The organism is Hydrogenivirga sp. 128-5-R1-1 (assembly GCF_000171895.1).
In genome coordinates, this window is the sequence record NZ_ABHJ01000006.1 from 1 (window position 1) to 24,597 (window position 24,597).

Consider the following 24,597-nt stretch of genomic DNA (forward strand, 5'->3'; position numbering starts at 1 on the left):
ACTACTTCTGGATTCGAGCCGTTAAATAGTTTTGTAAAAGCATAACTTATATATGTATCATAAACAGCTACTGCTCTTCTAAATGTTTTAAGCCTCTCTGTAAGTAGCTCCCATCTAAGATTCTTATTTCTTATCAAGTCTTCAGAAAAAAGCAAACCGGACTTTAAATCTTTAAACACCTCTATAGCTTTGACAAGTTCCACATCTTGTCTAATTTTTTGAATCTCTGTAAATAGTTTATCAAGCTTCTCACTAAGTCTTGATATCTGCTTTGAAAGATAATATGTGGATAAAGCTACAGCTGCCAAGGTGAGAACACCAATACCAACGTTCACGTAAGGCATTAAAGGACCTAAAGAGCTCATCAATCCCTGTGTAGTCAAATTTCCTACCTCTCTCATATGAGCAACTATTTTTCCTCCATTTGCTTCTCTTATTACTCCGCCTGTAACTTTATATATTCCCTGCTTTAAACCCTCCAATATAACTGGATCGTTAGGAGGAGAAACCACAATTTCATGTAGCATGATTTAACACCTCCTACTCTGGTAAATCTTTTAAAGTTTCTATAGTTTTGTGGATATTGTGACGCAAAATATAAATGTAAACCACTAAAGGTATGTATTTATCATATTCCCTTGGATTCAAAAGTTTAGAAACAAGAGCAAGTGTGGAAATAATAACTATTATCCATCCAAGCGGTCCAAGTACCGTTGCTACAACCCTTTGTATTATCGCATTAACAGCTAAGGATAATCCAGAGCCAGCTAGTAAAGCTCCCGTATAGTTCCATATGCTGTTTATTACTATGGCAGTTAGTATATGGAATTTAAAGCCAAGAGCTTGCCTTAAAGCTATTAATCCTCCATGTGTAAGTATATAACCCACATTAACTTTCGATAAATCTATATTTTCCATACTAGCATATTTCTGAAGATTTGCTATAATCTGTTTAACTATATTTTCTCTATCATTTTTAGGCATAGTTCTCAAATATGCGTCTAATAACAAATCCACTATAATTTCTTCAAGCTTAATACTCTGCTCACAAGTTAGTTCTATATTTTTATACTCTTCTCTAATCTTACGCAAACTTCTTTTCCACTCCTCATCTTTAAGATCTTTTGCTTTTCTCTCCAGGGCTAAAGTCAAGGCTTTAACACATTCTTGCAGTTGCTTTGGATATTTATCCATATTCCTGAATTTGTCTACAATTCCCATACCCTCAGTCATAGCCTCGTTCATGTTCTCTATGATAGTCTTTATTAGGTCATATTTAATTGGCTTTGTAGTGTTAAAGTTAAGCATTGAATGTAAATTTCTTTTTTCTTCTTTATATTTCTCGTCTCGTATATCGAGATATTTCTTTCCCAATTCTGATATAGCCAACATCTCTTTTAATGTTTCTTCATCAGCGCTTTTTAAAATGTCCCAAACACAATTTTTGAGAGTCGGTCCTTTTTGGCTCATCATTTCACCTCCTTTTTTCTCCTCTATGCACCCTGACCCCCCACGGTGGCCTGAGCTCTATCTTCCCCCACAACTTTGGAGGCTTCCAAGCGCTCGTTGGCATCTTGTAGCCACCGCCAAGGTCTATGAAGTCTTCGTTCTCATCAAGGGGAATACTCGTTTTGTTAAACGGCCTTTCCCTTCGCTTTTTGAAATATTTAAAGAGTGCCAGCCCGAGGAGAATCCTAAGTAGATTCCCCATTACTTCCCTCTTTATCTGCAAAGATTATACACTTTCCGGGAGGATGTTCTCACCGAAAGCCTCAGCTATAAGCTTCTTTAGACTTTCATCTTTCGTATTTTCTACTTTCCATAAGGCGTAATCTTTAACGTCCTCTGATATCATCTTCCAGACAAACATGAGCATGGCAAGGTCGTCCATCTGGCCGAGGATGGGGATCACATCAGGTATGAGGTCTATAGGATTGAGTATGTAGAGGAGAGCTATCGCAACCGCAACTATGGTCCTGTATGGGAGTTCGGTATAGTCGCCGTTCCAGTAGTCCTTGATCAGCATAAGGAGAAGTTTCACCTTTCCGATCTCCCTGCTCAGGACGGAACTTCTTTCCACCTTATCGTAAATCCTGTCGGACCCCCTAACCGCTTTCTCGATGTCCTTTTCCGAAGTTCTTTCGGTCAATCTTTCGAACTCTGCTCTGATCTGGTCCTCGGAAATCCTTTCGCTCATATTTACCACCTCCTCAAGATCTCCTCAATAATATAGCGAATGCAATATATATTGTCAAGTCTTGACATATGTCTTTCGCGAAATAACTTTGTAAGCGTGGTCTTCAACGATTACCTTTTCAAATTGCCCTTCTATGCTCCTGAGAACGTAGAGTTCATACTCGGGATAGACCTTATAACCGATTCTCCATCCTCCTGGCTTGTGTTATCCCCTTTCAGTGGTAGGGTGAAGTTTATTAGGGAATACGACGAGGGTTTCTGTCCTTTCCCTGAGAATCTTTCAACTCTCGTAAACATAGAAAGTATCAGACCAGCTGTAGGCATGGCTTACTTCAGGGTTTTCAGGGAATCGGGGGTTCCCCTCAAGAGGTTCGTGGCCTGTTACCTGATAAACACACAGAGCAGGGAGTGGTTCGTTACTCAGCTCAGGACAGCTGAGGAGATAGTGGGAAGATGGGAGGTCAATCCCAAAGAGAGGCTTAGAGTCTTTTTAGAATATGCCAAGCTCCTGAGGCTCTGGGGTGTTGATCCTGCAAGGCCAAGATGGGAGAGGGGAAAAGATCCCCTGCACAGTTACATGGCAGAGAGGAAATCTGTAGGTCTTGAGGAGATAAGGGCTTACAGAGATGAGCTGACCTTTACAGATCCGAGCTACGAAGCCTACCTGGAAATAATCTCCGCAAGCAGAGGTGTCTTCGATCCCTTACAAAAAGAAGAGCTCATGAGGGCGAGGGCGAGAAGTCTGGGGGTGGATTATGAAGAGGTAATGAGCGCCTGGGACGTGAGATGGTATCTGGAGAGGGTAGCCTGCAGGTAGAGGTTAAAATAAACGATCCATGTTCAAGTTCCAGCTTCTCAAAAAGGACGGGAAGGCCAGAAGGGGAAGGCTGACAACTCCCAGAGGTGTGATAGACACGCCCGTCTTCATGCCGGTGGGGACGCAGGGGACTGTGAAGGCTATGACCCACAGGCTCCTTGAGGAGATTGGAGCGCAGATAATGCTCGGCAACACCTATCACCTCTACCTCAGACCCGGAACAGAGGTTATATCTGAGGCTGGAAGTCTCCACAGCTTTATATCCTGGGAAAAGCCCATACTCACGGACAGCGGAGGGTATCAGGTATTCTCTTTGGCTCAGGGGAGGTTCGGGGACAGAAAATCAAAGGTTAAGGTTACAGACGAAGGGGTGGAGTTCAGGGATCACCTCGCGGGAGACCTTCACTTCTTTACACCCGAAAGGGTCATTCAGATTCAAGAAGTGTTCGGTTCGGACATAATCATGCCCCTTGACGAGTGCGTGGAGTATCCGATAGATGAGGACTACGCCAGAAAAGCCCTTTCAAGGACTTTAAGCTGGCTTGACAGGAGCATAAGAGCCAAAAGGAGGGAGGATCAGGCTCTATTCGGGATAGTTCAGGGAGCCTTCTCGGAGAAGCTCCGCCTTGAGGCTGTCAGGATGACTGTGGAGAGGGAACTTCTGGGATACGCCATAGGGGGGCTCTCGGTGGGAGAGCCTAAGGAGATCATGTACTCAATGGCTGAACTCGTTTGTGAGCACCTGCCCGAGGACAAGCCGAGGTACCTCATGGGTGTGGGCAAGCCGGAGGACATAATAAACGCAGTCGCTGTGGGTGTTGATATGTTTGACTGCGTCGTCCCCACGAGGAACGCGAGGACGGGAACCCTTTACACCTCCCTCGGCGTTGTTAACATAAGGCACGAGAAGTACAAGAAGGACTTCTCACCCCTTGACCCAAACTGCGACTGCTACACCTGCAGGAACTTTACTAAGGCTTACCTGAGGCACCTCTTCGTTGCGGAGGAGATAAGCTCTTACGTCCTGAACACGATCCACAACCTCCGCTTCTACCTGAAAATGATGGAGGATATGAGGGAGGCTATTGAGGGAGGAAGGTTTGAGGATTATAAAAGGGAAACTTTAGAGAATGTGACGAAGAAGCTCTAACCCTTTACCCACCTCTCGTCCACAACGCTCTCTACCTCTACGGGAACGTGCTTTAGAACTATACTTCCAGCATGAACCATGGCGTGCTCAAGGGACTCTTTAATCTGTTCTGCGAGCTCCTGCGGACACTCAACCACTATCTCGTCATGGACGAGGTTGACCACCCTCGCTGAGAGTCCCTTCTTCCTCGTTTCCACATCAAACATCAAAACCGCAAGCTTCAGAAGGTCTGCCCCCGTCCCCTGTATGGGGTAGTTAACAGCATCGGTGAAGGTGCTCGCCCTGTAAGGTCTCCCGAGTAAGGTTGTACCGACAACCTCCTTGTTCTCCTTCAGCTCCCTCTTGACGCTGTCGTGCCAGTCTTTAAAGGCGTGGAAGAACTTAAAGAACTTCTGTCTGAAAACGTCCGCCGCCTCAATCTCAAGCTCAACTCCGTAACTGCTCCTCGCATACTCGGAGAGTCCTCTGGCGGAGATCCCGTATATTAGCCCGAAGTTCATAGCCTTAGCAAGCTGTCTCTCCTCTTTGGTTATCTCCTCCTCGGGCTTTTCAAGGACGAGGCTCGCGGTGTATCTGTGCAGGTCCCTTCCCTCCCTGAAAGCTCTAAGCATGTTCTCATCCTGTACGTACTCCGCCGCAATCCTTAGCTCAATCTGGGAGAAGTCCGCTATCACGAAGAGGTTGCCCTCGGAAGCCCTGAACAGGCTCCTCATGTCCCGAGGTATGTTCTGGACGTTTGGGTTTGAGCTGGACATCCTCCCGGTCACAGCCCCTATCTGTCTGAACTCAGGGTAAACCCTGCCGTTCCTTATAAAGCCCTTCAGCTCCTTGAGCTTGTCCAGAGCCTTCTTTATCCTCCTTATCTCCAGGATGTCCCTGACCTCCTTAACGTGGGAAAACTCGGCGAGGGTCTTGTCGTCGGTTGATATGTTCCCCTTCTGGGTCTCCGGTAGTTCAAGACCGAGCCTGCCCGTAAGGAAACTACCTATCTGCTTGGGCGACATGGGGTCTATTCTGTACTTTATGTAAAAGTCCATTATGAGCTTTTGAAGTTTTTTTTCGTACTCTCTGGATAGCCTCTCTATCTCCTCCTCATCAACGGGTATACCGTTCATCTCCAGCCTGGCTATCTCTTGAACGAAAGCCATCTCAACCACGGTTGCAGGATTTGTAAGACCAAACACCCTCGCCGTCCTGGTTCTAAGAAGCTCTTCACCCCTGTCGGTCTCTCCCAGAGCGTTGAGCTTCTCCCTCATCTTGTAGAAGAGCTCCCTGACAACGAGAACATCGGTGGCAGCGTACTCTATCTGCTGTTTAGTCAGAGCCGTCCTTGACCAGTCCGATAGCTGGAGGGACTTGTCCATGGTGTAACCGAGCAGCCTCTCCGCAACGTGACTGAGAGAGTGCCTCTCGTACCCGAGCAGGAAGCTCCCTATCATGGTGTCAAAGGTCGCGTAGGGGACTATACCGAGTGGGTACATGAACTTGAGGTCAAACTTGAGGTTGTGACCCACCACGCCCTTCTTCGCGATGAGCTCCTTAAGAACATCAACAGCCTCGGGAAGGTCAAAGAGGTCTATGACGAATATCCTCTCCTCGTCTCCCACCTGAAAGAGTCTTATGCGATCTCCCGTCGTTTCCGTGTCTATGAACAGGTAGGGAACCCTCTCAAGGCTTGCGACAGCCCTCCCCAGGTGTGCCTTTTCCGTAACGTATTCATACTTCATTAATAATAATATCTACGCTTCCCTAAGAACTTATCAATCAAAAAGTACCCGGCGACAAAGCCCCCTATGTGAGCCCACCAGGCTACACCGCCCAAACCAACGAGGGGTAGGGAGACTATACCGTTCACAAGCTGTATGAAGAACCAGAGACCTATGAATACAACCGCAGGTAGCTCCATGAAGGTCATGAAGAAGAACACGGGAACTAGGGCGAGTATCCTCGCATGGGGAAAGAGTCGCAGGTATGCACCGAGGATCCCGCTCACGGCACCGCTCGCACCAACCATGGGCACGTTGCCACCACCAAAGGCGAGACTTATGAGCACCTGAGTTATGGCGGCGGCGAGACCCGTAAGAACGTAAAAGACGACATATCTGAACTTCCCGAGCCTGTCCTCAACGTTGTCCCCGAAGACCCAAAGAAACCACATATTGCCTATCACATGGAACCAGCCCCCGTGTAAGAACATGTGGGTCAGCAGGGTGTAAGGCTGTTCAAACACCTTTGCCGGCACGAGACCGTACTGCCTTATGAAGATCTCAAGGGCGTTTATCTGCCCCTGTATAGTTACAAGAACCTTCTGGGACAGGCTCCACTCGTAGAGCCATACGACTGAACACAGGATTATTATCCCAACGTTAACTACGGGGAAGCTCCTTGAAGGGTTTATATCCCTAATGGGTATCATTTTTGGGCGACCTCCGACCACGTATAATACCACATCGGAGGTTGAGGCTATGACAGACCCAGAGAAGATGAAGAGGCTCATGGAGAAAGCGAAGCTCGCGGACGAGAACGTTCAGATAAACTTCGTCATACTTGACTTAGAACCCAAGTGGATGAAGTGCAGGAGGACAAAGAGGCTCGTCTTTCAGTTTCACAGGCTCGGAGACGCGGAAAATAAAACCGGCTGTGGTAAGGAGCTTGACAAATACCAGATACTCCCTGACAGGCAGGAGAACCTCGTGGTCACCCAGGTGAACATGATGCTGGGAGGTCTGGGATTGCTCGTGTTCTTTGACCTCTGTCCCGAGTGCTTCGGGGACGTTAACAGATGCACTCCCCTTGAAGAGAAGAAGTGAGAGGGAAGGTAGTTCTCATAACCGGATCAAGCATAGGCATAGGCAGGCACACCGCCTACGAGTTTGCTAAGGCGGGAGCAAACCTTGTAATCACCTACTACAAAGACAAGGAAGAGGGCGAGAAGACGAAGCTCAGATGTCTTGAGCTGGGCGCTGAAGACGTCTCGCTCCTTCACCTTAACCTGATGGACAACGAGAGTATAGTCAGGTGTGTTCAAGAGACTGCGGAGCGGTACGGAAGGATAGACATACTCATAAACAACGCAGGGGTTTTAGCCTGGAAGCCCCTCAGGGAGCAGAGCTTTGAAGAGATAGGGGAGCAGGTGAGGGTGAACCTGGAAGGACTTATAAAGCTGACAAAGGTAGCCCTTCCCTACATAAGGGAGATGGTCATAAACATAGGTAGCGGTGCGGGGAAAAGGGGCTTTGCGGAGCTCACGACCTACTGCGCCACAAAGTTTGGAGTAAGGGGTTTTACACAAGCCCTCGCTCAGGAGGAGGACAGGGTTAAAGCCTACGTCGTGAACCCCGGAATGACAGCGACGAGAATGACTAACTTCGTCGGTGCAGACCCATCGGAAATAGCCAGGGTCATATACAGGGTGGCCTCGGGAGACATAAGCAAGCCGAGCGGTAGCGATGTGGACGTGTGGGACTACCTCTAATGTGGTATCATGTTATTAGAATTTCCTTAAACGGAGGTGCGGATATGAGGAAACTGTTCGCCGTTATGATACTCGCGGGAGGAATGGCTTTCGCCGCTGACGGAGCCGCCATATTCAAGTCAAAGGGATGTGCATCCTGTCACCAGCCCAACGCTGACACGGTAGGACCCTCCCTCAAAAAGATAGCTAAAGCTTACGCCGGCAAGGAAGCAGAGCTCGTGAAGTTCCTCAAGGGTCAGGCACCCGCCATAGTTGACCCTGCAAAGGAAGCCATAATGAAGGCTCAGCTCACGATGGTAAAGAACCTTCCCGAAGACCAGCTCAAGGCTCTCGCCCAGTACATGCTCAGCTTCAAGTAAGTCCTTCGGGGGCTTTGAGCCCCCTTCCACCCCAAAATCTCCCTATAATATTCCCCCATGATAGAATCCTTCGGCAACTTTAAGAGAGACAAGTACTGCGGTGAAGTATCCTTAGAAGACATAGACAGAGAGCTCAACCTGTGCGGTTGGGTTCACAGGGTAAGGAACCACGGTGGCGTCGTTTTTATAGACCTCAGAGACCGGGAAGGTATAGTTCAGGTCGTTGCCGAGGAGAGCTCCAACCCCACTGCCTACGAGAAGGCTGACAGGGTGAAACCCGAATGGGTGGTGGGTATCAGGGGAAAGGTCAGGAGGAGACCGGAGGGTACAGAGAACCCCAAGCTGAAGACCGGATACGTTGAGGTCGTGGCGGAAGATATAAGGGTTTTCAACACCTCGGAGGTTCCGCCTTTTCCGGTGGAAGAGGAGACCAACGTATCGGAGGAGTTAAAGCTCAAGTACAGGTACATAGATCTCAGAAGGTTCTCCATGATGGAGAACATGCTGTTCAGGCACAAGTTCTACCAACTGACGAGGCGCTTCTTTGAGGAGGAAGGCTTCGTAGAGATAGAGACCCCATTTCTGACCAAGTCAACCCCCGAGGGTGCGAGGGACTTCATAGTTCCTTCAAGGCTCCACCCGGGGAAGTTTTACGCCCTGCCCCAGTCTCCTCAGTTATTCAAGCAGATACTCATGGTCTCAGGGTTTGATAGGTACTTTCAGGTGGTAAAGTGTTTCAGGGACGAAGACCTCAGGGCTGACAGACAGCCGGAGTTCACCCAGATAGACTACGAGATGTCCTTCGTAAACGAGGATGACGTGATCGGCGTAGCGGAGAGGCTCGTGGCACACCTTTTCAAGGAACTGCTCGGCGTTGAGCTAAGCACTCCCTTTGAGAGACTCCCCTACGGGGAGGTTATGGAACGCTTCGGTTCCGACAAGCCCGATAGGAGGTTTGGGCTGGAGCTCATAGAGCTGTCCGACATATTCAAGAACACGGAGTTCAAGGTATTCAAGGGTGTCCTAGACAAGGGAGGCATCATAAAGGCGATAAACTTCAAGGGCAGCAACCTCTCAAGAAAGGAGATAGACGACCTGACGAGGTTCGTCCAGAAGCTCGGGGCTAAGGGTCTCGCCTGGATAAAGGTTGAAGCCGGTAAGCTTGTATCACCGATAGTTAAGTTCTTCTCCGAGGAGGAAACCGAGAACCTCCTTGAGCGGGTTAAGGCTGAAGAGGGAGATGTGATATTCTTCTCGGCGGACAGCAAGGAGATGGTTTACAAGGTTCTCGGAGCGCTCCGCCTTGAGCTCGCTAAGAGTCACGGGCTCATAGATGAGAGCAGGTGGGACGTCCTATGGGTCGTTGACTTCCCCCTTATGGAGTGGGACGAGGAGGAGGGTAGATTTGTATCCCTGCACCACCCCTTCACAGCCCCGAGGGAGGAGGACATACCCAAGCTCAAGGAAGCCCTGAAGACGGACGACATTGAGGAAAGGAAAAGGCTCGTTCACTCGGTAAGGGCGCGCGCCTACGACCTCGTAATAAACGGAGAAGAGGTGGGAGGAGGTTCTATCCGTATCCACACCACCGACCTTCAGGAGGTCGTTTTCAAGCTATTGGACATAGGTGAAGTGGAAGCCCAGGAGAAGTTCGGTTTTCTGCTGGAAGCCCTCAGGTTCGGCGCACCCCCCCACGGGGGTCTTGCCTTCGGACTGGACAGGCTCGTAGCGCTGATGAGGGGACTGGACTCCATAAGGGACGTTATAGCCTTCCCCAAGACCCAGAAGGGGATATGCATGCTCACGTCAGCCCCCGACTACGTCACACCCAAACAGCTAAAGGAAGTTCACATAAAGGTCTCTGAGTGACGCCTGCGGCGTTAGGTTCATACCTCCTGGTATTTAACCTTGAGGTTGAGCTCTTTGACAAAGTGGGAGAAGTCCCGCGTCTGCAGAGCCATGAGCGTGTAAAGGACGAGGTTCTCAAAGCTAACGGGCTCCCTCGGGCGTGCTTCCAGGACAAGGGTTCCGCCGTGTTCTATGAGCCTGGACACACCCTCCACCAGGGTCTTCTCAAACTCGGAAGAGTCCTCAGCGATTGAGTTCTCTATCCCCCTCAGGATATCCCTTTTGAGCTCCTCAACGCTTTTCTTCTTATCCCTCGCCTCCTTCTCAAGGAGCCTGTTCATGAAGCCGGGATCCGTCAACTTCAAGCTGAGCTCGTTCAGGTAAACCCTCTTCAACCTGTTGGCTATACGGGCGACCTTTTCCCTGTCGTCCCCTTCTCCTTCAAGCCCCTTCAGGTCGTTTATGAACTCTCTGTCTATGCCCGTGAGTTTGAAGCTGACCTCCGTCCTGAAGGCGCCCGGAACTTCCACGCCTACCTTCCTGACGAGGAGCTCCTTCGTATCCTCATAGAGGCTCAAAGAGACGTATGTGTTCATACGGACGTCGTCGTAGCCGAGTGCTCTGAGCTGCTCCTCCAGCTTCCTGAAGTCCTTATCCTCCCCCCTCATACCGAAGGCGTACACCTCAATGTCCGTGTCCGTGAGCTTCTTTATGACAAGCCTGTCTATGTGACTGCTACCCTCGTCCGTTACGAGGTTCAGACCGGAAACCTCCACGGTTCCGCTCAGCAGGGAGTAATTGACCTCCCGGTAGGTGCTTTTCTCTTCAAGACCGAACCTCTCAAAGAGCTCCTCTACCTTTTCCTCAGCCTTCTTGTTGGCGTAAACCTGCACCGCACCTACCGCAAAGAGAACTAAAAGGATCGTCCCGAGTATAAAAAGGGGTGCTCTTTTCATTCCTTCCCTCCCAGACCACAGGTATTATATAGGGATTTTGTTATACTTATCAGCATGAAAGAGTTCTGGGTATGGGTAGAGCCTTACGATAAGAAGCTGGTCACAACAGCCCTTGAGTCCGGTGCCACAGCCATAGTCGTGCCGGATAAGGAGAAGGCAAAAGAGGTCAAGAAACTGGCGAGGACGACCGTGATAGCACCGGGGGGAGACCTTGAGCTTGGCAGAGAGGTGGTTTACGTCAAGATTGAGGGGAAGGAGGACGAAGAGAAGGCTGCCAAGTATCCACCTGAAGTAAAGGTCATAGTTGAGACGACCGACTGGACGATAATACCTCTTGAGAACCTGATAGCCCAGAGGGAAGAGCTTTACGCCGTGGTAAAGAACGCCCATGAGGCTGAGGTCGCCCTCCAGACCCTTGAAAAGGGTGTTAAAGGGATAGTTCTTAAGACGGAGGATATAAATGAGATAAAGCGCGTCGGCAAGGCGCTTGAGGCTGCACAGGAGAAGCTTGAGCTCGTCACGGTGAAGATAACGAGGATACTGCCTCTGGGGCTTGGAGACAGGGTTTGTGTTGACACAACCTCTCTCATGAGCAGGGGAGAGGGTATGCTCGTGGGCAACTCTTCTGCCGGCATGTTCCTCGTCCACGCCGAGACGGAGGAGAACCCCTACGTCGCCTCCAGACCCTTCAGGGTAAACGCTGGAGCGGTTCACATGTACATAAGGGTGCCCAACAACAAGACCAAGTACCTCTGTGAACTCAACGCGGGAGATCAAGTCATGGTGTACAACCACGAGGGCAGGGGAAGGGTAGTCTACGTTGGCAGGTCAAAGGTTGAGAGAAGACCCATGCTGCTCGTGGAAGGCAAGTATGAGGACAGGAAGCTAAGCTGCATACTACAGAACGCCGAAACCATAAGGCTGACCAGGCCGGACGGGACGCCCTTGTCCGTGGCGGAGTTAAAGGAGGGCGATGAAGTCCTCGGCTACGTGGAGGAGGCGGGAAGGCATTTCGGCATGAAGGTTGAGGAGACGATAATAGAAAAGTAGGGAGTGCTGAGATGAGGGTTTTAGGTCTTCTATTCTTGCTTTTAGGCTGGAGTCTGTCTGTTGCGCTTTCCCAAGAGGTTCTAAGGCTTGGTGCAGCTGTGTCCTTCACCGGCAAGTACGCCAAGGAAGGTGAGCTACTGAAGAAGGGCTACGAACTTTGGAAGGAGACGGTAAACTCCAGAGGCGGAGTAAAGGTGGGCGACAAAAGGTACAGGGTTGAGATAGTCTACTACGACGACCAGAGCGACCCCAGAACTACCGCCAAGCTCGTTGAGAAGCTCATAACCGAAGAGGGTATAAGGTTCATACTCGGACCCTACGGGAGCTCTCAGGTATTCGCGAGTGCAGGTGTTGTGGAAAAACACAGAGCCCTGATGGTTCAGGGAGGCGGAGCCTCGTCAAAGATATACAAACAGGGCTACAAGCACGTGTTCGGCGTGTTCAACGTAGCGTCCGATTACGGAAAGAACCTGATAGAACTCGCCGTGAGCCTGAAACCAAAGCCCAAGAGCGTAGCCATAATATACGAAAAAGACATATTCTCCGAGGACGCCGCGAGGGGAGCGCTAAAAACCGCCAAGAGGCACGGTCTAAGGGTAGTCCTCTTTGAGAGCTACCCCAAGGGCACCCAAGACCTCTCGTCCCTCATGCTGAAGCTCAGGCTGAAGAAGCCCGAAGTGGTCATAGGGGCAGGGCACTTCAAAGACTCGGTCTTGGTCGTAAAACAGCTGAAGCAGTTCAGGATAAACCCCAAGTTTCTCGGGCTAACCGTGGGACCCCCGGTACCAGCCTTCGTTAAAGCTCTCGGGAAGGACGCCGAGTTCATATTCGGTCCCGTTCAGTGGACTAAAGCCTTCTCATACAAAGACCCCCTCTTTGGCAGCACACGGGGATACGTGAAAGCCTTCAGGAAAAAGTACGGGGAAGAGCCCGAATACCACGCTGCAGGTGGAACCGCCGCAGCCCTTGCCCTCCAGCTCGCCCTTGAAAGGGCAGGCTCCCTTGATATAGACAGGGTCAGAGAGGCATTGCTCAGCATGAAGGAGGAGACCTTCTACGGCATCATAGGCTTTGACGAGACAGGAAAGATAAACACCAAGCCCATGGCTGTCATACAGATACAGGGTGGAAAGCCCCTGACCGTGTATCCCTTTCAGGAAGCTGAACCCGTCTATCCTAAACCTGCCTGGAAGTAAATGGATATCATCCTTCAACTTACGGTTGAGTCCCTCCTTTTGGGCGCCTTTTACGCCTTCATGTCCCTCGGGTTTTCCCTGAGCTGGGGTGTCCTGAACATAATAAACCTCGCCTACGGGAGCTTCATAGTCCTTGGTTCTTACCTGTCCTACAGCCTCTATACCATCCTTGGACTCGATCCCGTCCTGTCCCTGCCACTGAGCTTCGGGTGCGGTTTCCTCCTGGGAACACTCCTCCAGAGGCTCCTACTTCAAAGATTGATGGGCTACGAGCCCTTTATGGTTCTGATACTCACCTTCGGTCTTGACATACTGCTCTCCCACCTCCTCAACCTGATCTTCAAAGCCGACATACGTTCGCTGGACGTCCCCTACGCTGAGGGGAGCTTTCTCCTCGGAAACGTTATAGTCCCCTACGTGAAGCTTTTCGTATTCTTCCTGGCTGTTCTACTGACCGCAGGGCTCTTTCTGTTTCTCACAAAGACGTGGACTGGGCGAGCGATAAGGGCTGTCGCCCTTGACAGGGAAGGTGCCCAGCTCGTAGGCATAGACCCCTCCCGTATTTTCCTCGTGGTGTCCGGACTCGGCACCGGTATAGCCCTATCATCCGGCAACATGTACGGGCTGCTCCAGGGATTCACACCCTTTGACGGAGGTTTCCTCACCATAAAGGCTTTTCTCGTCAGCATAATCGGGGGTCTTGGAAGGGTGGAGAGCGCCTTCGTGGGAGGGATGTTCCTCGGCTTCATGGAGATATTCGTCTCCTTTTACTGGGGTGAGGGCTGGAAGCTCTTCGCCTCCCTCGTGGTGATGACAGCCGTCCTTCTGCTCAGACCGAGGGGTCTGTTTGGTGGAAAGTACTATGGCGAGACCTGAGAAGCTTATCCTTAGCTTTTTGCTCCTTCTGGGATTGCTACCCGCACTGCTGGAGGTGGCAGGGGACTCCCTCCCCTCAGGGTATCTGCTGAGGGTTTTCAGCTCAGCCCTCATGCTCACATCCTTAGCCCTCTCCCAGAACGTCCTCCTCGGGTACACGGGCTACCCCGCCTTCGGGGGCATAGCCTTCTTCGGTGTGGGAAGTTACGCCGCAGGCGTCCTCTCAAAGAGCTTGGGCATGCCCTTTTACCTATCAATACCGCTTGGAGGTATTGTCTCGGCTCTGATAGCCCTCGCGGTGGCACCGGTCCTCATGAGATTGAGGAGCCACTACTTTGCCATAGCGACCCTAGCACTCCAGCTTGCTCTCGCCGAGATGGTGGCAAACCTGGAATTTACCGGTGGTTCCTACGGCATAAACCTTCCCATATACAGGGGTGTCATGGAGGACTACGTATTCTATTTGCTCTTCCTGTTCCTCACGGCCGGACTATTCTTCCTGAACGTGTACATAGACAGGTCTGTGTTCGGGTATGCCCTTAAGGCTATAAGGGAGGACGAGCTCGCCGCTGAGACACTCGGGGTAAACACGCTGGTCTTCAAGAGCGTCTCCTTCACGCTGATGGCTCTGACAACGGGGCTTGCTGGAGGAGTTTACGCCTACTGGATAACTTACATAGATCCCCCCTCGGTCTTTGACCCCCTTCTATCTGTAAAGACCTTCGTCGCGCTGCTCCTCGGTGGGGTGGGGAGCACGGTGGGACCGGTCTTGGGTGCCTTCTTCCTTGAGCTGGTTTCGGAGGTGGTGTGGAGTCGGCTCCTTGAACTGCACGGAGTGGTGCTCGGAGCTCTAATAGTGCTGGTGGTTCTCCTCCTGCCGAGAGGCATAGTGGGGGTGCGGAGATGACACTCCTTGAGGTTAGAGACCTGTACAAGAGCTTCGGCGGCAACAGGGTTATGGAGGGTGTGAGCTTCTCCCTTGAAGAGGGGGAAGTCCTCGGCATAGTAGGTCCCAACGGCTCGGGGAAGACCACCCTCATGAACGTGATATCGGGCATACTCCGAGAGGACAGGGGAGAGGTGTTATTTCAGGGAAAAAAGGTTAGCTCCCTAAGACCGAGCTCCCGTGCCAGAATGGGAATGAGTAGAACCTTCCAGATAACGAGGCTCTTCGGAAACCTGACGGTTCTGGAGAACGTCCTTATACCCCTCCACTACGGCTCCCCCCTGAAGGCTGACAGGAACTTAGCCGAAGAGCTGATAGACGCCGTAGGGCTCTCCCACAAGACCCACGACATGGCGGACTCACTCTCCCTCGCCCAGAGGAAACGCCTTGAGCTCGCGAGGGCTCTCGCCCTCAAGCCTAAACTGCTCTTACTTGACGAGGTTTTCGCCGGTCTGAACCCGGTATCCGTGAGAGAGATAGTGGAACTCCTGAAGAGGTTGAACGAGGAAAGGGGCATAACGCTGCTCCTCGTGGAGCACGTGCTCAAGGCTCTCTTTCAGCTCACCCGGAGGGTTCTCGTCCTGAGTGAAGGGAAACTTATATTTGACGGAAGTCCCGAGGAGATGGCTAAAGACCCGGTGGTGGTGAAAGCTTATCTTGGAGAGAGGTATGGCAGAAAAGGTTCTTGAGGTAAAGGAATTAACGGCAGGTTACGGCGACGTGGAAATTCTCAAGGGTATAACGCTGCACGTCTATGAAGGGGAAGTTGTGGCTATCTTCGGCTCCAACGGCTCGGGAAAGAGCACCTTTCTGAAGGTGGTAGCGGGTCTGTTGAAAGAGTGGGGAGGGAGCGTTCGCTTCTTCGGAGAGACACTCACTCACCTCGCGCCCCAGGAGAGGGTCAAGAGGGGACTTGCCCTCGCCTCTGAGGGCAGGAGGCTCTTCCTGGGTATGAGCGTGGAGGAGAATCTGATCATGGGCTCATGGACGAAACGCTCCCGCGTGAAGGAAAACCTGGACAGGGTTTACTCCTACTTCCCGGAGCTGAAAGGTAAGAGGAAGGATCTCGCAGGAGACCTATCGGGAGGGCAGCAACAGATGCTCTCCATAGGCAGGGCACTTATGAGCGAACCTAAGCTCCTTATGATAGACGAGCTCTCCCTCGGTCTCGCCCCTGCGGTAGTGGACAGACTCGCTGAAACTCTCCTGAGCATACGGGAAAGGGAGAAAATATCCATGCTCATAGTTGAGCAGGAGGTATCCTTAGCCCTTGAGGTATCCAACAGGGCTTACGTCTTTGACTTAGGTGAGGTGGTTGACGAAGGTTATTCGGAGGAACTCCTTGAGAGGGACTCCATAAGGAGAACCTACCTGAGCGTTCTTTAAAAAAGGGGGCGAGGAGCCCCCTTCCTATCAGTCCTCCAGCGTGGAAACGTCTCCGACGTCCAGACCGAGCTCCTGAGCCTTCAGAACCCTCCTCATTATCTTTCCGCTCCTCGTCTTGGGGAGCTTCTCCACGAACTCTATCTCGTCGGGAACTGCTATAGGACCCAGTTCGTTCCTAACGTGGAGCTTGAGCTCTTCAACCAGCTTCTCGGAAGGCTCAACACCCTTCTTGAGTATCACGAAAGCCTTTATTGACTCTCCCTTTACCTCGTGGGGTTTTCCTATGACAGCCGCTTCGGCTACCGCCGGGTGGTCAACGAGGGCGCTCTCAACCTCCATGGTTCCTATCCTGTGTCCTGCAACGTTTATAACGTCATCAGCTCTACCGAGGATCATTATGTAACCTTCCTCGTCGTACGAGGCGAGGTCTCCAGCAAAGTAAACGCCGGGAATAGTATTCCAGTACTTTTCATACCTCTCAGGTTCTCCCCAGCAGGTTCTCAGCATGGAGGGCCAGGGGGTCTTTATGACGAGGAAGCCGACCGTGTCCGGAGGAAGCTTCTTTCCGTCCTTATCAACTATATCAACCTCAACGGTGAACATGGGCTTTCCTGCCTTTCCTGGTTTGGCTGGGTAAGAGGGAACGGTGGTTATCATGTGAGCTCCGGTCTCCGTCTGCCACCACGTATCCACGATCACACACTTGCCCCTACCTATGTTCTCGTAGTACCAGTGCCACGCTTCAGGGTTTATGGGCTCTCCCACGGAACCGAGTATTCTGAGAGAGGAGAGGTCGTACTTAGCGGGCCACTCCTCTCCGTACCTCATAAACATCCTTATCGCTGTGGGAGCGGTGTAGAACACGTTCGCCCTGTACTTTTCAACGTAGCCCCACCACCTTCCCGGATCGGGGTAGTCGGGCGCACCCTCAACCACTATGGAGGTCACACCGTTGGCGAGTATCCCGTAGACTATGTAGGAGTGACCGGTTATCCAGCCTATATCCGCCGTGCACCAGAATATATCGTCCTCGTGGAGGTCAAAGACCACCTTTGAGGTAAAGTAGGTCTGAACCATGTAGCCTCCTGTGGTGTGCAGGACGCCCTTGGGCTTGCCGGTAGTCCCAGAGGTGTAAAGTATGAAGAGGGGATCCTCAGCATCCATAACCTCGGGTTCGCAGTGAGGCTCTGAGTTCTTTATCAGTTCACCGAGGTCAACGAAGAGCTCTCCCTCCTCCTCGGAGAGGACGTCTCCGTCCCTGTCCCACACGACGACCTTCTCCACGAAGTCAAGTCCGTCCACAGCCTTCTTCACGGTGGGCAGCAGGTCTATCCTCTTTCCCCTCCTCTTGGTGTAGCTTGCCGTAACGACTATCTTCGCCTTTGCATCCTCTATCCTCGTTCTGAGAGCTCCCTCCGAAAACCCTGCGAAGACGACGCTATGTATGGCACCTATCCGGGCACATGCCAGCATGACCGCTATAGCCTCTATGGTGTTCGGCATGTATATGGAAACCCTGTCTCCCTTCTGAACTCCGAGCTTCTTGAAACCGTTCGCTATCCTGCTGACGAGCTCAAGGAGTTCCCCGTAAGTTACCTTTTTCTCGTTGTTGTCCTCGTCCACGTATATGTAAGCGACCTTGTTTCTCTTGCCGTTCTCCACGTGTCTATCAAGGCAGTTGTAGGTTATGTTGGTCTTTCCTCCCACGAACCACTTGGCGTAGGGGAAGTTCCACTCAAGAACCTTGTCCCACTTCTTGAACCAGTGGAGCTCCTCGGCGACTTTAGCCCAGAAACCCTCTCTGTCCTCAATGGACTCCTTGTAAAGGGACTCGTAGTCCTTTATCCATGCCCTCTCAACTATCTCCTTAGGAGGCTCGTATTTCTCCTTTACCTTGAGAAGAACCTCCGCCTTTTCCTGTTCAGCCATAGTTCCACCTCCTCTTCCAGTTTGTTTTAAATTTTAAACTCTATTTTTAAACCTAACAACCCAAGTTTTAAAGTAAAACAACGTTTTATTTCAGCTTATAAGCATATACTTATGCGAGCAAATTACCAAGTGTTATCAATGTGTTAAGAATGTGCTGTATGCAATTTGTATTTAATTTATATTAAATACCCATAAAAATTTACTTTTGCCGGCAAAATATGCCTCTTTAAAATAAAACAGTGTTTTATTTAACATAAAATTTGACAACTGAAATCCCGTTTTGTAAACTTTAAAACGAAATTTTAATAAGGAGGTGTGCGGGATGGACAAGGAAAAGCTTGAGGCATACCACCGGGAGAACGTGCGGCTGATAACGGTTCTCCTGGTTATATGGTTCCTTGTGTCCTACGTGGGAGCCCTGTTAGCCAAGCCCCTGAGCAAGATGAGCATATTTGGGTTCCCGATGCACTATTGGGTCAGCGCCCAGCTGTCAGTTATAACCTTCGTTGTCCTCATCTTCGTTTACGCCTACGTCATGAACAAGCTTGACCAAAAGTACGGAGTGGAGGAGTGAGCCATGGAAAACATAGTTGGCTACATCATAGTCTTCGGTATAGTTCTCCTCTTCATGGCGATAGCCATATACAATAGGGCTACCGAAGCGGCTGAGTTCTACGTTGCCGGAAGGAGGATACCAGCCTTCTGGAACGGTATGGCTGTCGCCGCAGACTGGATGAGTGCCGCCTCATTCATATCTATGGCGGGTGCCCTTTACGCTCTCGGATACGATGGTCTCGCCTACATAATGGGATGGACTGGCGGTTACGTCCTGCTGGCTCTGCTTATAGCCCCGTACCTCAGGAAGTTCGGAAAGTACACGGTTCCCGACTTCATAGCAGAGAGATACGAGAGTAACTTCGCAAGGCTCGTCGCCCTCATAACGGCGATAATCATAAGCTTCACCTACATGGTGGGTCAGGTTGCCGGTGTGGGCATCATAATGGGAAGGCTCTTCGGGGTTCCCTTTGAGCTGGGTATAGCCATAGGAATGGTGATCATAATAGCGACCACCGTCCTCGGTGGTATGAAGTCCATAACCTGGACACAGGTTGCCCAGTACATAGTCCTTATAACCGCGTACCTCCTGCCCGTTTCCATACTGGCTACCCAGTGGTTCGGAGTTCCCCTTCCCCAGTTCCTTTACGGAAAGGTTCTCCAGAACATAGTTGAGCTTGAGACCCAGTACGGGCTAACGCCCCACTACGTGGAGCCCTTCGTCAAGTTCAACCTCGCCCAGTTCCTCGCTCTAACCTTCGTTCTCATGGCTGGAACGGCAGCCCTTCCCCACGTTCTGATGAGGTTCTTCACAACGCCCTCCGTCAGGGACGCGAGGATAAGCGCCGGTTGGGCTCTCTTCTTCATAGCCATACTCTACCTAACAGCCCCCGCCTACGCAGCCTTCGCACGATTCGTCATACTCAAGGACGTGGTCGGTAAGCCCATAGACCAGTTGCCCGCATGGGCTCAGAAGTGGGCTGAGACGGGACTCTTCAAGGTTATAGACAAGAACGGCGACGGCATAATCCAGTGGGCTGAGCTAAACATACACAGGGACATAGTTGTCCTCGCAACCCCGGAGATAGCCGGACTCGCCGCCGTGGTCGGGTTCTTCGTCATGGCTGGTGGTCTTGCCGCAGCCCTATCAACCGCTGACGGTCTCCTGCTCGTTATAGCGGCAGCTGTTTCCAACGACCTCTACGCCAAGATGATAAATCCGGACGCTCCTGAAAAGAAGGTGGTTCTCCTCGGAAAGGTCGCCGTTGCGGTTGCCGGTGTGATAGGAGGATTCATAGCTGCCCAGAAGATAGCCTTCATAGTCCAGATAGTCGCATGGGCGTTCTCCCTGGCAACAGCATCCTTCTTCCCCGCACTGGTTCTCGGAGTCTTCTGGAAGCGTCTCAACAGACAGGGTGCGATAGCAGGTCTCGTCGTCGGTCTGCTGGTGACGATAGCCTACATATACCTGAACAAGTACCAGGGCGTATCCCTGTGGGGAATACAGCACACAGCTTCCGGACTGTTCGGGCTCATAGCTAACCTCATAGTCACGGTCGTGGTTACGATGGCAACGCCTCCTCCCTCCGAGAGGATACAGAAACTCGTTGAGGAGCTGAGGTATCCTAAGAAGATACACGGGGTATGATACATGATGTTGAGAGGTTTTTAAGAGAACACTATCCCTTCTCCACGCTCCCAGCGTCCTCTCTGGGGGCTCTCTCTTTCCACATAATAGTCCGCTACTACTCAAAGGATGAGGTCATCTTCACCGAGAATTCAAAGCCCCTTGAGTACCTGTACATAATCCGCAAGGGTGCTGTATCCCTTGAGCTTGACGGACAGGAGATAGACTTCCTCCACGAGGGAGATGTCTTCGGATACCCTTCCCTTCTCAGTGGAGAGCCTCCCACATCAACCGCAAGGGTGGTTCAGGACGCGATACTCTACCTCCTTCCCAAGGAGGTCTTTCTAAAACTCATAGAGAAGTACGAGGAGTTTGAGCTCTTCTTCGCCAGGAGCCTTGCAAAAAAGCTCTCTGCCACAGTGAAGATGGTGAAGACCCCCCTGAAGGACGTGGGCTCCTTAGAGCGGTTCCTTACACTGAGGGTTAAGGACATAAAGGTGAAGGCGGTGCCCCTTTTAAGGGGAGAGGATAGCGTCCTTGAGGCAGCAAGGCTTATGAGGGAGAAGAACTTCTCCTGTGTCTTCGTGGGGAACGGACAGACGGGCATAGTTACCGAGAGGGACATAATCAAACGGGTCGTCGCCGAGGGGAGAGACCCCTCCAGCACACGCCTCTCAGAGATAATGAGCTACCCGGTGGTAGCTGTTGAAGAGGACAGCTTTCTCTTTGAAGCCATAATAGAGATGGCTAACAAGAACATAAGGAGACTCGGGGTAAGCCGGGACGGACGCCTGATAGGCGTTATTGAGGACAAGGACATCATAGCCCACGAGAGCAAGAACCTTGTAGTCCTAATAAAGGAGATAGAGAAAGCCCGTAGCGTTGAAGACCTCCGCTACATATACTCCCTCGTTGAGGACATGGTTATAGACCTCTTCTCGGAAGGTCTAAAGGTGAACTACATTGGCAGACTCATATCGGAGATGAACGACAAGATAATGGCTCGTGCGGTGTTCCTCACGATACAGGAGCTCCAGATGGAGCCACCTGTTCCCTTCAGCATCATGGTTCTGGGAAGCGAGGGCAGGAGAGAGCAGACCCTAAAGACAGACCAAGACAACGCCCTCATATACGATGACACATACCCCATGCTTGATATAGACGTTGAGGAGTACTTCAACCGCTTCGGAGAGATATACACTAAAACTCTCATAGAGATAGGCTTCCCCCCCTGCCCGGGGAACGTTATGGTGTCCAATCCCGAGTGGAGGATGGGCATAGGCAGGTGGGAGGAAAGGCTCAGGAGCTGGCTTCTGAAACCAGAGCCCGAACACACCCTTAAGCTGGGTATATTCTTTGACTTCAGGAATGCCTTCGGCAGCTCCGAGCTGGTTGAGAGGTTGAGGGATTTTATCTTTAATACTCTTGAAGGAGAAGAGCTCTTCATAGCCTACATGCTCCTTGATGCGATAAGATTCAAACCCCCCATAGGTTTCATGAAGAGGTTCGTGCTTGAGACTAAAGGAGAGCACAGAGGCGAACTTGACATAAAGAAGGGGGGTATATTCCCCATAACTCAGGGCGTAAGGGCACTCTCCCTTAAGGGAAAGGCGAGAGAGACCTCAACCCTTGATAGGATAGAGAAGCTCAGGGAGAAAAACCTTCTACCGCCCGACATGGCGTCAGACTTAAGCGAGGCTTACACCTTTCTTCAGACCCTACGGCTCAAGAACCAGATAGAGAAGCTCAGGGAGGGGATGAGTCCGGACAACTACGTGAACCCCGAGAAGCTCGGCAAGCTTGAGAGAGACCTGCTAAAGGATTCCCTCCGCATAGTGGAAGACTTTCAGGGCTTCATAGAGAGAAGGTACACAGCCAGTCTACCGAGATGAACCTCTACCTGAACATAAAGAAGAGTTGTCTCCTGCGCAGGTACGGGTCTAACCCTAACTTCGGAAGGTTTTTCAGGGATGTAAACCTGAAACAGAAGGTTGAAGAGACGACGTTCGTCGTATTTGACACAGAAACGACAGGGCTCGATCTGAGGAGGGCAGAGCTCGTCTCTATAGGTGCTCTCAGGGTGGTAAACTACTCCTTCAACCTCTCCGAAAGCTTCCACAGGTTCGTAAAACCCAAAGAGCTCACGAGGGTATCCGTGGAGATACACGGGATAACACCCCACGAGCTTGAAAAGAAGGCTGAGTCCCACGATAGGGTGCTGGAAGACTTCATGGAGTATGTGAGGGGGAGCGTTCTCGTGGGCTTCAACGTTGAGTTTGACCGGAAGATCGTAGAAAAATACAGCCTTAAAGTTCTCGGTTTACCCCTGTTGAATTACAGGCTTGACGTTTTCCGGCTCTGGAAGAAGAGAGGTGGTAGGGAAGGGAGTCTAAAAGATATAGCGGAGGAGCTCGGCATACCGGTGGTGGGGGCTCACTCAGCCCTTGATGACGCTTACATAACCGCCCTCGTATTCCTGAAACTCCTCAAGAGGTTCAGGGGAGCAAACCTCTCTTCCCTTCCCCTCATGCTTTAATATACCCATGCCAAAGCTGTGCGTCGCCCTTGATGTGGACAGAGAAGAGGCTTACAGGCTAATAGAAACCCTATCTGGCTATCCCCTCGTATTCAAGGTGGGTCCCAAACTCTTCCTGCAGTCCGGCTCTGAGGTAGTAGAGAAGGTAAAGTCCACCGGCTGTGAGCTCTTCCTGGACATGAAGTTCCACGACATACCCAACACCGTGAGGCTCGCCGTGGAGGAGGCTTCAAGGCTCGGTGTGGACTATCTGACCCTCCACACCCTCGGCGGTGCAGAGATGCTGAGAGAGGCTGTGAGCTCAAAGGGGAAGGTCAAGCTGATAGGTGTAACCCTGCTGACGAGCCACGACGAGAGCTACCTGAAGTTCCTGCACACTCGCTTCGTAAGCGTGGAAGAGCTCGTCCTCTACTTAGCCCGCACAGGTAAGGAGGCCGGTCTTGAGGGGGTCGTGTGCTCCGCCGGGGAGGTCAGAAGGATAAAGGAGGAGACGGGGCTCTTCACGGTGGTGCCCGGTATAAGGCTGAGCGGCAACGCGGAAGACCAGAGGAGGGTCTTCACGCCCGAGGAGGCTGTCAGGGAAGGGGCGGACATGATCGTCATGGGAAGGGATATATACAGGAGCGACGACCCCGTGGGGGTCGTGGAGAAAGTCCTGGAGAGCATAGGTGCCTGAGCTTATAGAGAGGCTGTTTTCCGAGGCTGGCTTTGAGCTCTCACAGGAGGACGCAGAGAAGTTCGGGCTCTACCTTGAGGAGCTTAAGAGGTGGAACAGGGTACACAACCTCACCTCCGTAAAGAAAGACGAGGAGATAGTCAGAAGGCACTTCATAGACTCCCTGTCCCTTGTCAGGTGTTTCGTAGAGCTTGGAGTTCGCTGGCAGGGAAAGGTGTTTGCGGACGTGGGCAGCGGTGCCGGCTTTCCGGGCGTTCCCCTGAAGATATACCTTAAGGATATAGAGCTCTTTTTAATAGAGTCCGTGTCAAAGAAGTGTAGCTTCCTGGAATACCTGAAACTAAGGCTAAATATGGACTGGACTGTCATATGCGAGAGGGCTGAGAGGGTAGATAGAAGTTTTGACATAGTAGTATCACGGGCTATGGGAGAGTTTGAGGAAATACACAGAGTCCTGGAGAACCTCTCCAGGGAGTACGTTTTTGTGATGAAGGGTAAGGAGCTTCGGAAAGAGTGGACAGAAGAACTCGGCTATACGCCCTGCAGGGTTGAGGTCAGAGGGCTGCCACCCTCCTATATCCTCTGGAAGAGACTCTCCTAATCTCCTATGTGCATAGCCGTGACCGAGTCCCACTGGGCAACGTGAAGCTTCAACCAGGGAACGAGCTTGTTCTCAAGAAAGTCCATGACCTTCTTGGGGTCTTTCTTCTCCTTCCAGTTGTCGTATACCTCCTTTATCTCCTTCCTCATTTTATCGTGGTCTGCCTTGTGCATAGGGTATCCGAAGAAGTCTGCCTCCTTCATCATGGCTTCCTCAGTTGAAAAGTGGTCTTCCACATCAACCAAGAGCTCATCCATTAGCTTGTCAGCCTTCTCCACGTCGTTAGCCTTAAGAGCGTCGTAAAGCTGGTTTATCAGCTCAATCTCGTCCTCATGGACTGCGTTGAAGAACATGTTCGCCACTTTTTGAATCTCGTTAGGCTTGATCAACATCAAACTACCTCCTTATAATGTGGACA

General features: G+C 51.3%; 27 protein-coding genes. 18 read left to right on the forward strand and 9 right to left on the reverse strand.

From position 1 onward, the window contains the following. The 4 genes from HG1285_RS10705 to HG1285_RS10690 form a co-directional block, all read right to left on the reverse strand. Positions 1-527 (reverse strand): hypothetical protein (locus HG1285_RS10705; protein ID WP_008287177.1); only part of this gene is annotated, 527 nt, incomplete at its 3' end. Positions 528-540: 13 nt separating this feature from the next. After that, positions 541-1,470, reverse strand: a complete 930-nt coding sequence (locus HG1285_RS10700) for a hypothetical protein (RefSeq protein ID WP_008287178.1) — start codon at positions 1,468-1,470, stop codon at positions 541-543. A gap of 4 nt (positions 1,471-1,474) precedes the next feature. After that, positions 1,475-1,732, reverse strand: coding sequence for a hypothetical protein (locus HG1285_RS10695; protein ID WP_157560545.1), 258 nt, complete (start codon positions 1,730-1,732; stop codon positions 1,475-1,477). A 3-nt stretch (positions 1,733-1,735) separates the two neighbouring features. After that, entirely contained in the window at positions 1,736-2,197 is a 462-nt protein-coding gene (locus tag HG1285_RS10690) for a DUF1232 domain-containing protein (protein WP_008287180.1), read from the reverse strand. Between the two features lie 51 nt (positions 2,198-2,248). On the opposite strand from HG1285_RS10690, the gene HG1285_RS10685 reads away from it, so the two are divergent. Next, the gene (locus tag HG1285_RS10685) at positions 2,249-3,013 is read left to right on the forward strand and encodes a hypothetical protein (RefSeq protein ID WP_157560546.1); all 765 of its coding nucleotides are present in this window, start codon (positions 2,249-2,251) and stop codon (positions 3,011-3,013) included. A gap of 19 nt (positions 3,014-3,032) precedes the next feature. Continuing rightward, complete coding sequence (gene tgt / locus HG1285_RS10680; protein WP_008287182.1) at positions 3,033-4,163, forward strand: tRNA guanosine(34) transglycosylase Tgt; 1,131 nt, start codon at positions 3,033-3,035, stop codon at positions 4,161-4,163. Here tgt and HG1285_RS10675 read toward each other — a convergent pair. Together HG1285_RS10675 and HG1285_RS10670 are read right to left on the reverse strand one after the other, a co-directional pair. Further along, complete coding sequence (locus HG1285_RS10675) at positions 4,160-5,890, reverse strand: bifunctional 3'-5' exonuclease/DNA polymerase (protein ID WP_008287183.1); 1,731 nt, start codon at positions 5,888-5,890, stop codon at positions 4,160-4,162. The genes tgt and HG1285_RS10675 overlap by 4 nt on opposite strands. Continuing rightward, a complete protein-coding gene (locus tag HG1285_RS10670) occupies positions 5,890-6,579 on the reverse strand; it encodes a rhomboid family intramembrane serine protease (RefSeq protein ID WP_008287184.1) in 690 nt (229 codons plus the stop codon). The genes HG1285_RS10675 and HG1285_RS10670 overlap by 1 nt, the downstream gene beginning before the upstream one ends. On the opposite strand from HG1285_RS10670, the gene HG1285_RS10665 reads away from it, so the two are divergent. Genes HG1285_RS10665 through aspS form a run of 4 tightly spaced genes read left to right on the forward strand, consistent with a single transcriptional unit; the run spans position 6,569 to position 9,866 of the window. Continuing rightward, positions 6,569-6,973: a hypothetical protein gene (locus HG1285_RS10665; protein ID WP_232219470.1), complete on the forward strand. Its 405-nt coding sequence runs from the start codon at positions 6,569-6,571 to the stop codon at positions 6,971-6,973. The genes HG1285_RS10670 and HG1285_RS10665 overlap by 11 nt on opposite strands. Further along, positions 6,970-7,638, forward strand: coding sequence for an SDR family oxidoreductase (locus HG1285_RS17330; protein WP_008287186.1), 669 nt, complete (start codon positions 6,970-6,972; stop codon positions 7,636-7,638). Before HG1285_RS10665 ends, HG1285_RS17330 begins: the two co-directional genes overlap by 4 nt. A gap of 44 nt (positions 7,639-7,682) precedes the next feature. Beyond that, positions 7,683-7,997 carry a c-type cytochrome gene (locus HG1285_RS10660; RefSeq protein ID WP_008287187.1) on the forward strand — a complete coding sequence of 105 codons (315 nt, stop codon included), beginning with the start codon at positions 7,683-7,685 and terminating at the stop codon, positions 7,995-7,997. 57 nt (positions 7,998-8,054) lie between these two features. Continuing rightward, positions 8,055-9,866 (forward strand): aspartate--tRNA ligase, encoded by a 1,812-nt coding sequence (aspS, locus tag HG1285_RS10655; protein ID WP_008287188.1) that lies wholly within the window; start codon positions 8,055-8,057, stop codon positions 9,864-9,866. 17 nt (positions 9,867-9,883) lie between these two features. Here the strand turns inward: aspS and HG1285_RS10650 are convergent, their stop codons facing one another. Further along, positions 9,884-10,801 (reverse strand): hypothetical protein, encoded by a 918-nt coding sequence (locus HG1285_RS10650; RefSeq protein WP_008287189.1) that lies wholly within the window; start codon positions 10,799-10,801, stop codon positions 9,884-9,886. Positions 10,802-10,855: 54 nt separating this feature from the next. Here HG1285_RS10650 and HG1285_RS10645 point away from each other — a divergent pair, with 54 nt between their 5' ends. Genes HG1285_RS10645 through HG1285_RS10620 form a run of 6 tightly spaced genes read left to right on the forward strand, consistent with a single transcriptional unit; the run spans position 10,856 to position 16,255 of the window. Next, a complete protein-coding gene (locus tag HG1285_RS10645; protein WP_008287190.1) occupies positions 10,856-11,851 on the forward strand; it encodes a 3-dehydroquinate synthase II in 996 nt (331 codons plus the stop codon). Positions 11,852-11,862: 11 nt separating this feature from the next. Then, positions 11,863-13,047 carry an amino acid ABC transporter substrate-binding protein gene (locus HG1285_RS10640; RefSeq protein ID WP_008287191.1) on the forward strand — a complete coding sequence of 395 codons (1,185 nt, stop codon included), beginning with the start codon at positions 11,863-11,865 and terminating at the stop codon, positions 13,045-13,047. Continuing rightward, positions 13,048-13,923 (forward strand): branched-chain amino acid ABC transporter permease, encoded by an 876-nt coding sequence (locus tag HG1285_RS10635; RefSeq protein WP_008287192.1) that lies wholly within the window; start codon positions 13,048-13,050, stop codon positions 13,921-13,923. Further along, positions 13,910-14,830: a branched-chain amino acid ABC transporter permease gene (locus HG1285_RS10630; RefSeq protein WP_008287193.1), complete on the forward strand. Its 921-nt coding sequence runs from the start codon at positions 13,910-13,912 to the stop codon at positions 14,828-14,830. The genes HG1285_RS10635 and HG1285_RS10630 overlap by 14 nt, the downstream gene beginning before the upstream one ends. Next, positions 14,827-15,558, forward strand: a complete 732-nt coding sequence (locus tag HG1285_RS10625; protein ID WP_008287194.1) for an ABC transporter ATP-binding protein — start codon at positions 14,827-14,829, stop codon at positions 15,556-15,558. Before HG1285_RS10630 ends, HG1285_RS10625 begins: the two co-directional genes overlap by 4 nt. Then, positions 15,539-16,255 carry an ABC transporter ATP-binding protein gene (locus HG1285_RS10620; protein WP_008287195.1) on the forward strand — a complete coding sequence of 239 codons (717 nt, stop codon included), beginning with the start codon at positions 15,539-15,541 and terminating at the stop codon, positions 16,253-16,255. The genes HG1285_RS10625 and HG1285_RS10620 overlap by 20 nt, the downstream gene beginning before the upstream one ends. 27 nt (positions 16,256-16,282) lie before the next feature. On the opposite strand, the gene acs is transcribed toward HG1285_RS10620, so the two are convergent. Then, a complete protein-coding gene (gene acs / locus HG1285_RS10615; protein ID WP_008287196.1) occupies positions 16,283-18,184 on the reverse strand; it encodes an acetate--CoA ligase in 1,902 nt (633 codons plus the stop codon). A 322-nt stretch (positions 18,185-18,506) separates the two neighbouring features. Here acs and HG1285_RS10610 point away from each other — a divergent pair, with 322 nt between their 5' ends. From HG1285_RS10610 to rsmG, 6 genes are read left to right on the forward strand one after another with little or no spacing between them, the layout of a single operon-like run. Then, positions 18,507-18,758 carry a sodium/substrate symporter small subunit gene (locus HG1285_RS10610; protein ID WP_008287197.1) on the forward strand — a complete coding sequence of 84 codons (252 nt, stop codon included), beginning with the start codon at positions 18,507-18,509 and terminating at the stop codon, positions 18,756-18,758. Positions 18,759-18,761: 3 nt separating this feature from the next. Next, the gene (locus HG1285_RS10605) at positions 18,762-20,387 is read left to right on the forward strand and encodes a sodium:solute symporter family protein (protein WP_008287198.1); all 1,626 of its coding nucleotides are present in this window, start codon (positions 18,762-18,764) and stop codon (positions 20,385-20,387) included. Beyond that, positions 20,384-22,258: a putative nucleotidyltransferase substrate binding domain-containing protein gene (locus tag HG1285_RS10600; RefSeq protein WP_008287199.1), complete on the forward strand. Its 1,875-nt coding sequence runs from the start codon at positions 20,384-20,386 to the stop codon at positions 22,256-22,258. Before HG1285_RS10605 ends, HG1285_RS10600 begins: the two co-directional genes overlap by 4 nt. Continuing rightward, positions 22,255-22,902 (forward strand): 3'-5' exonuclease, encoded by a 648-nt coding sequence (locus tag HG1285_RS10595; RefSeq protein ID WP_008287200.1) that lies wholly within the window; start codon positions 22,255-22,257, stop codon positions 22,900-22,902. Before HG1285_RS10600 ends, HG1285_RS10595 begins: the two co-directional genes overlap by 4 nt. A gap of 7 nt (positions 22,903-22,909) precedes the next feature. Further along, on the forward strand, positions 22,910-23,578 hold the full coding sequence (gene pyrF / locus HG1285_RS10590; RefSeq protein ID WP_008287201.1) for an orotidine-5'-phosphate decarboxylase: 669 nt from the start codon (positions 22,910-22,912) through the stop codon (positions 23,576-23,578). Continuing rightward, positions 23,571-24,179, forward strand: a complete 609-nt coding sequence (gene rsmG, locus HG1285_RS10585) for a 16S rRNA (guanine(527)-N(7))-methyltransferase RsmG (RefSeq protein WP_008287202.1) — start codon at positions 23,571-23,573, stop codon at positions 24,177-24,179. Before pyrF ends, rsmG begins: the two co-directional genes overlap by 8 nt. Here rsmG and HG1285_RS10580 read toward each other — a convergent pair. Next, a complete protein-coding gene (locus HG1285_RS10580) occupies positions 24,176-24,571 on the reverse strand; it encodes a hemerythrin domain-containing protein (RefSeq protein WP_008287203.1) in 396 nt (131 codons plus the stop codon). The two genes, rsmG and HG1285_RS10580, sit on opposite strands and share 4 nt — an antisense overlap. Positions 24,572-24,597 lie beyond the last annotated feature (26 nt).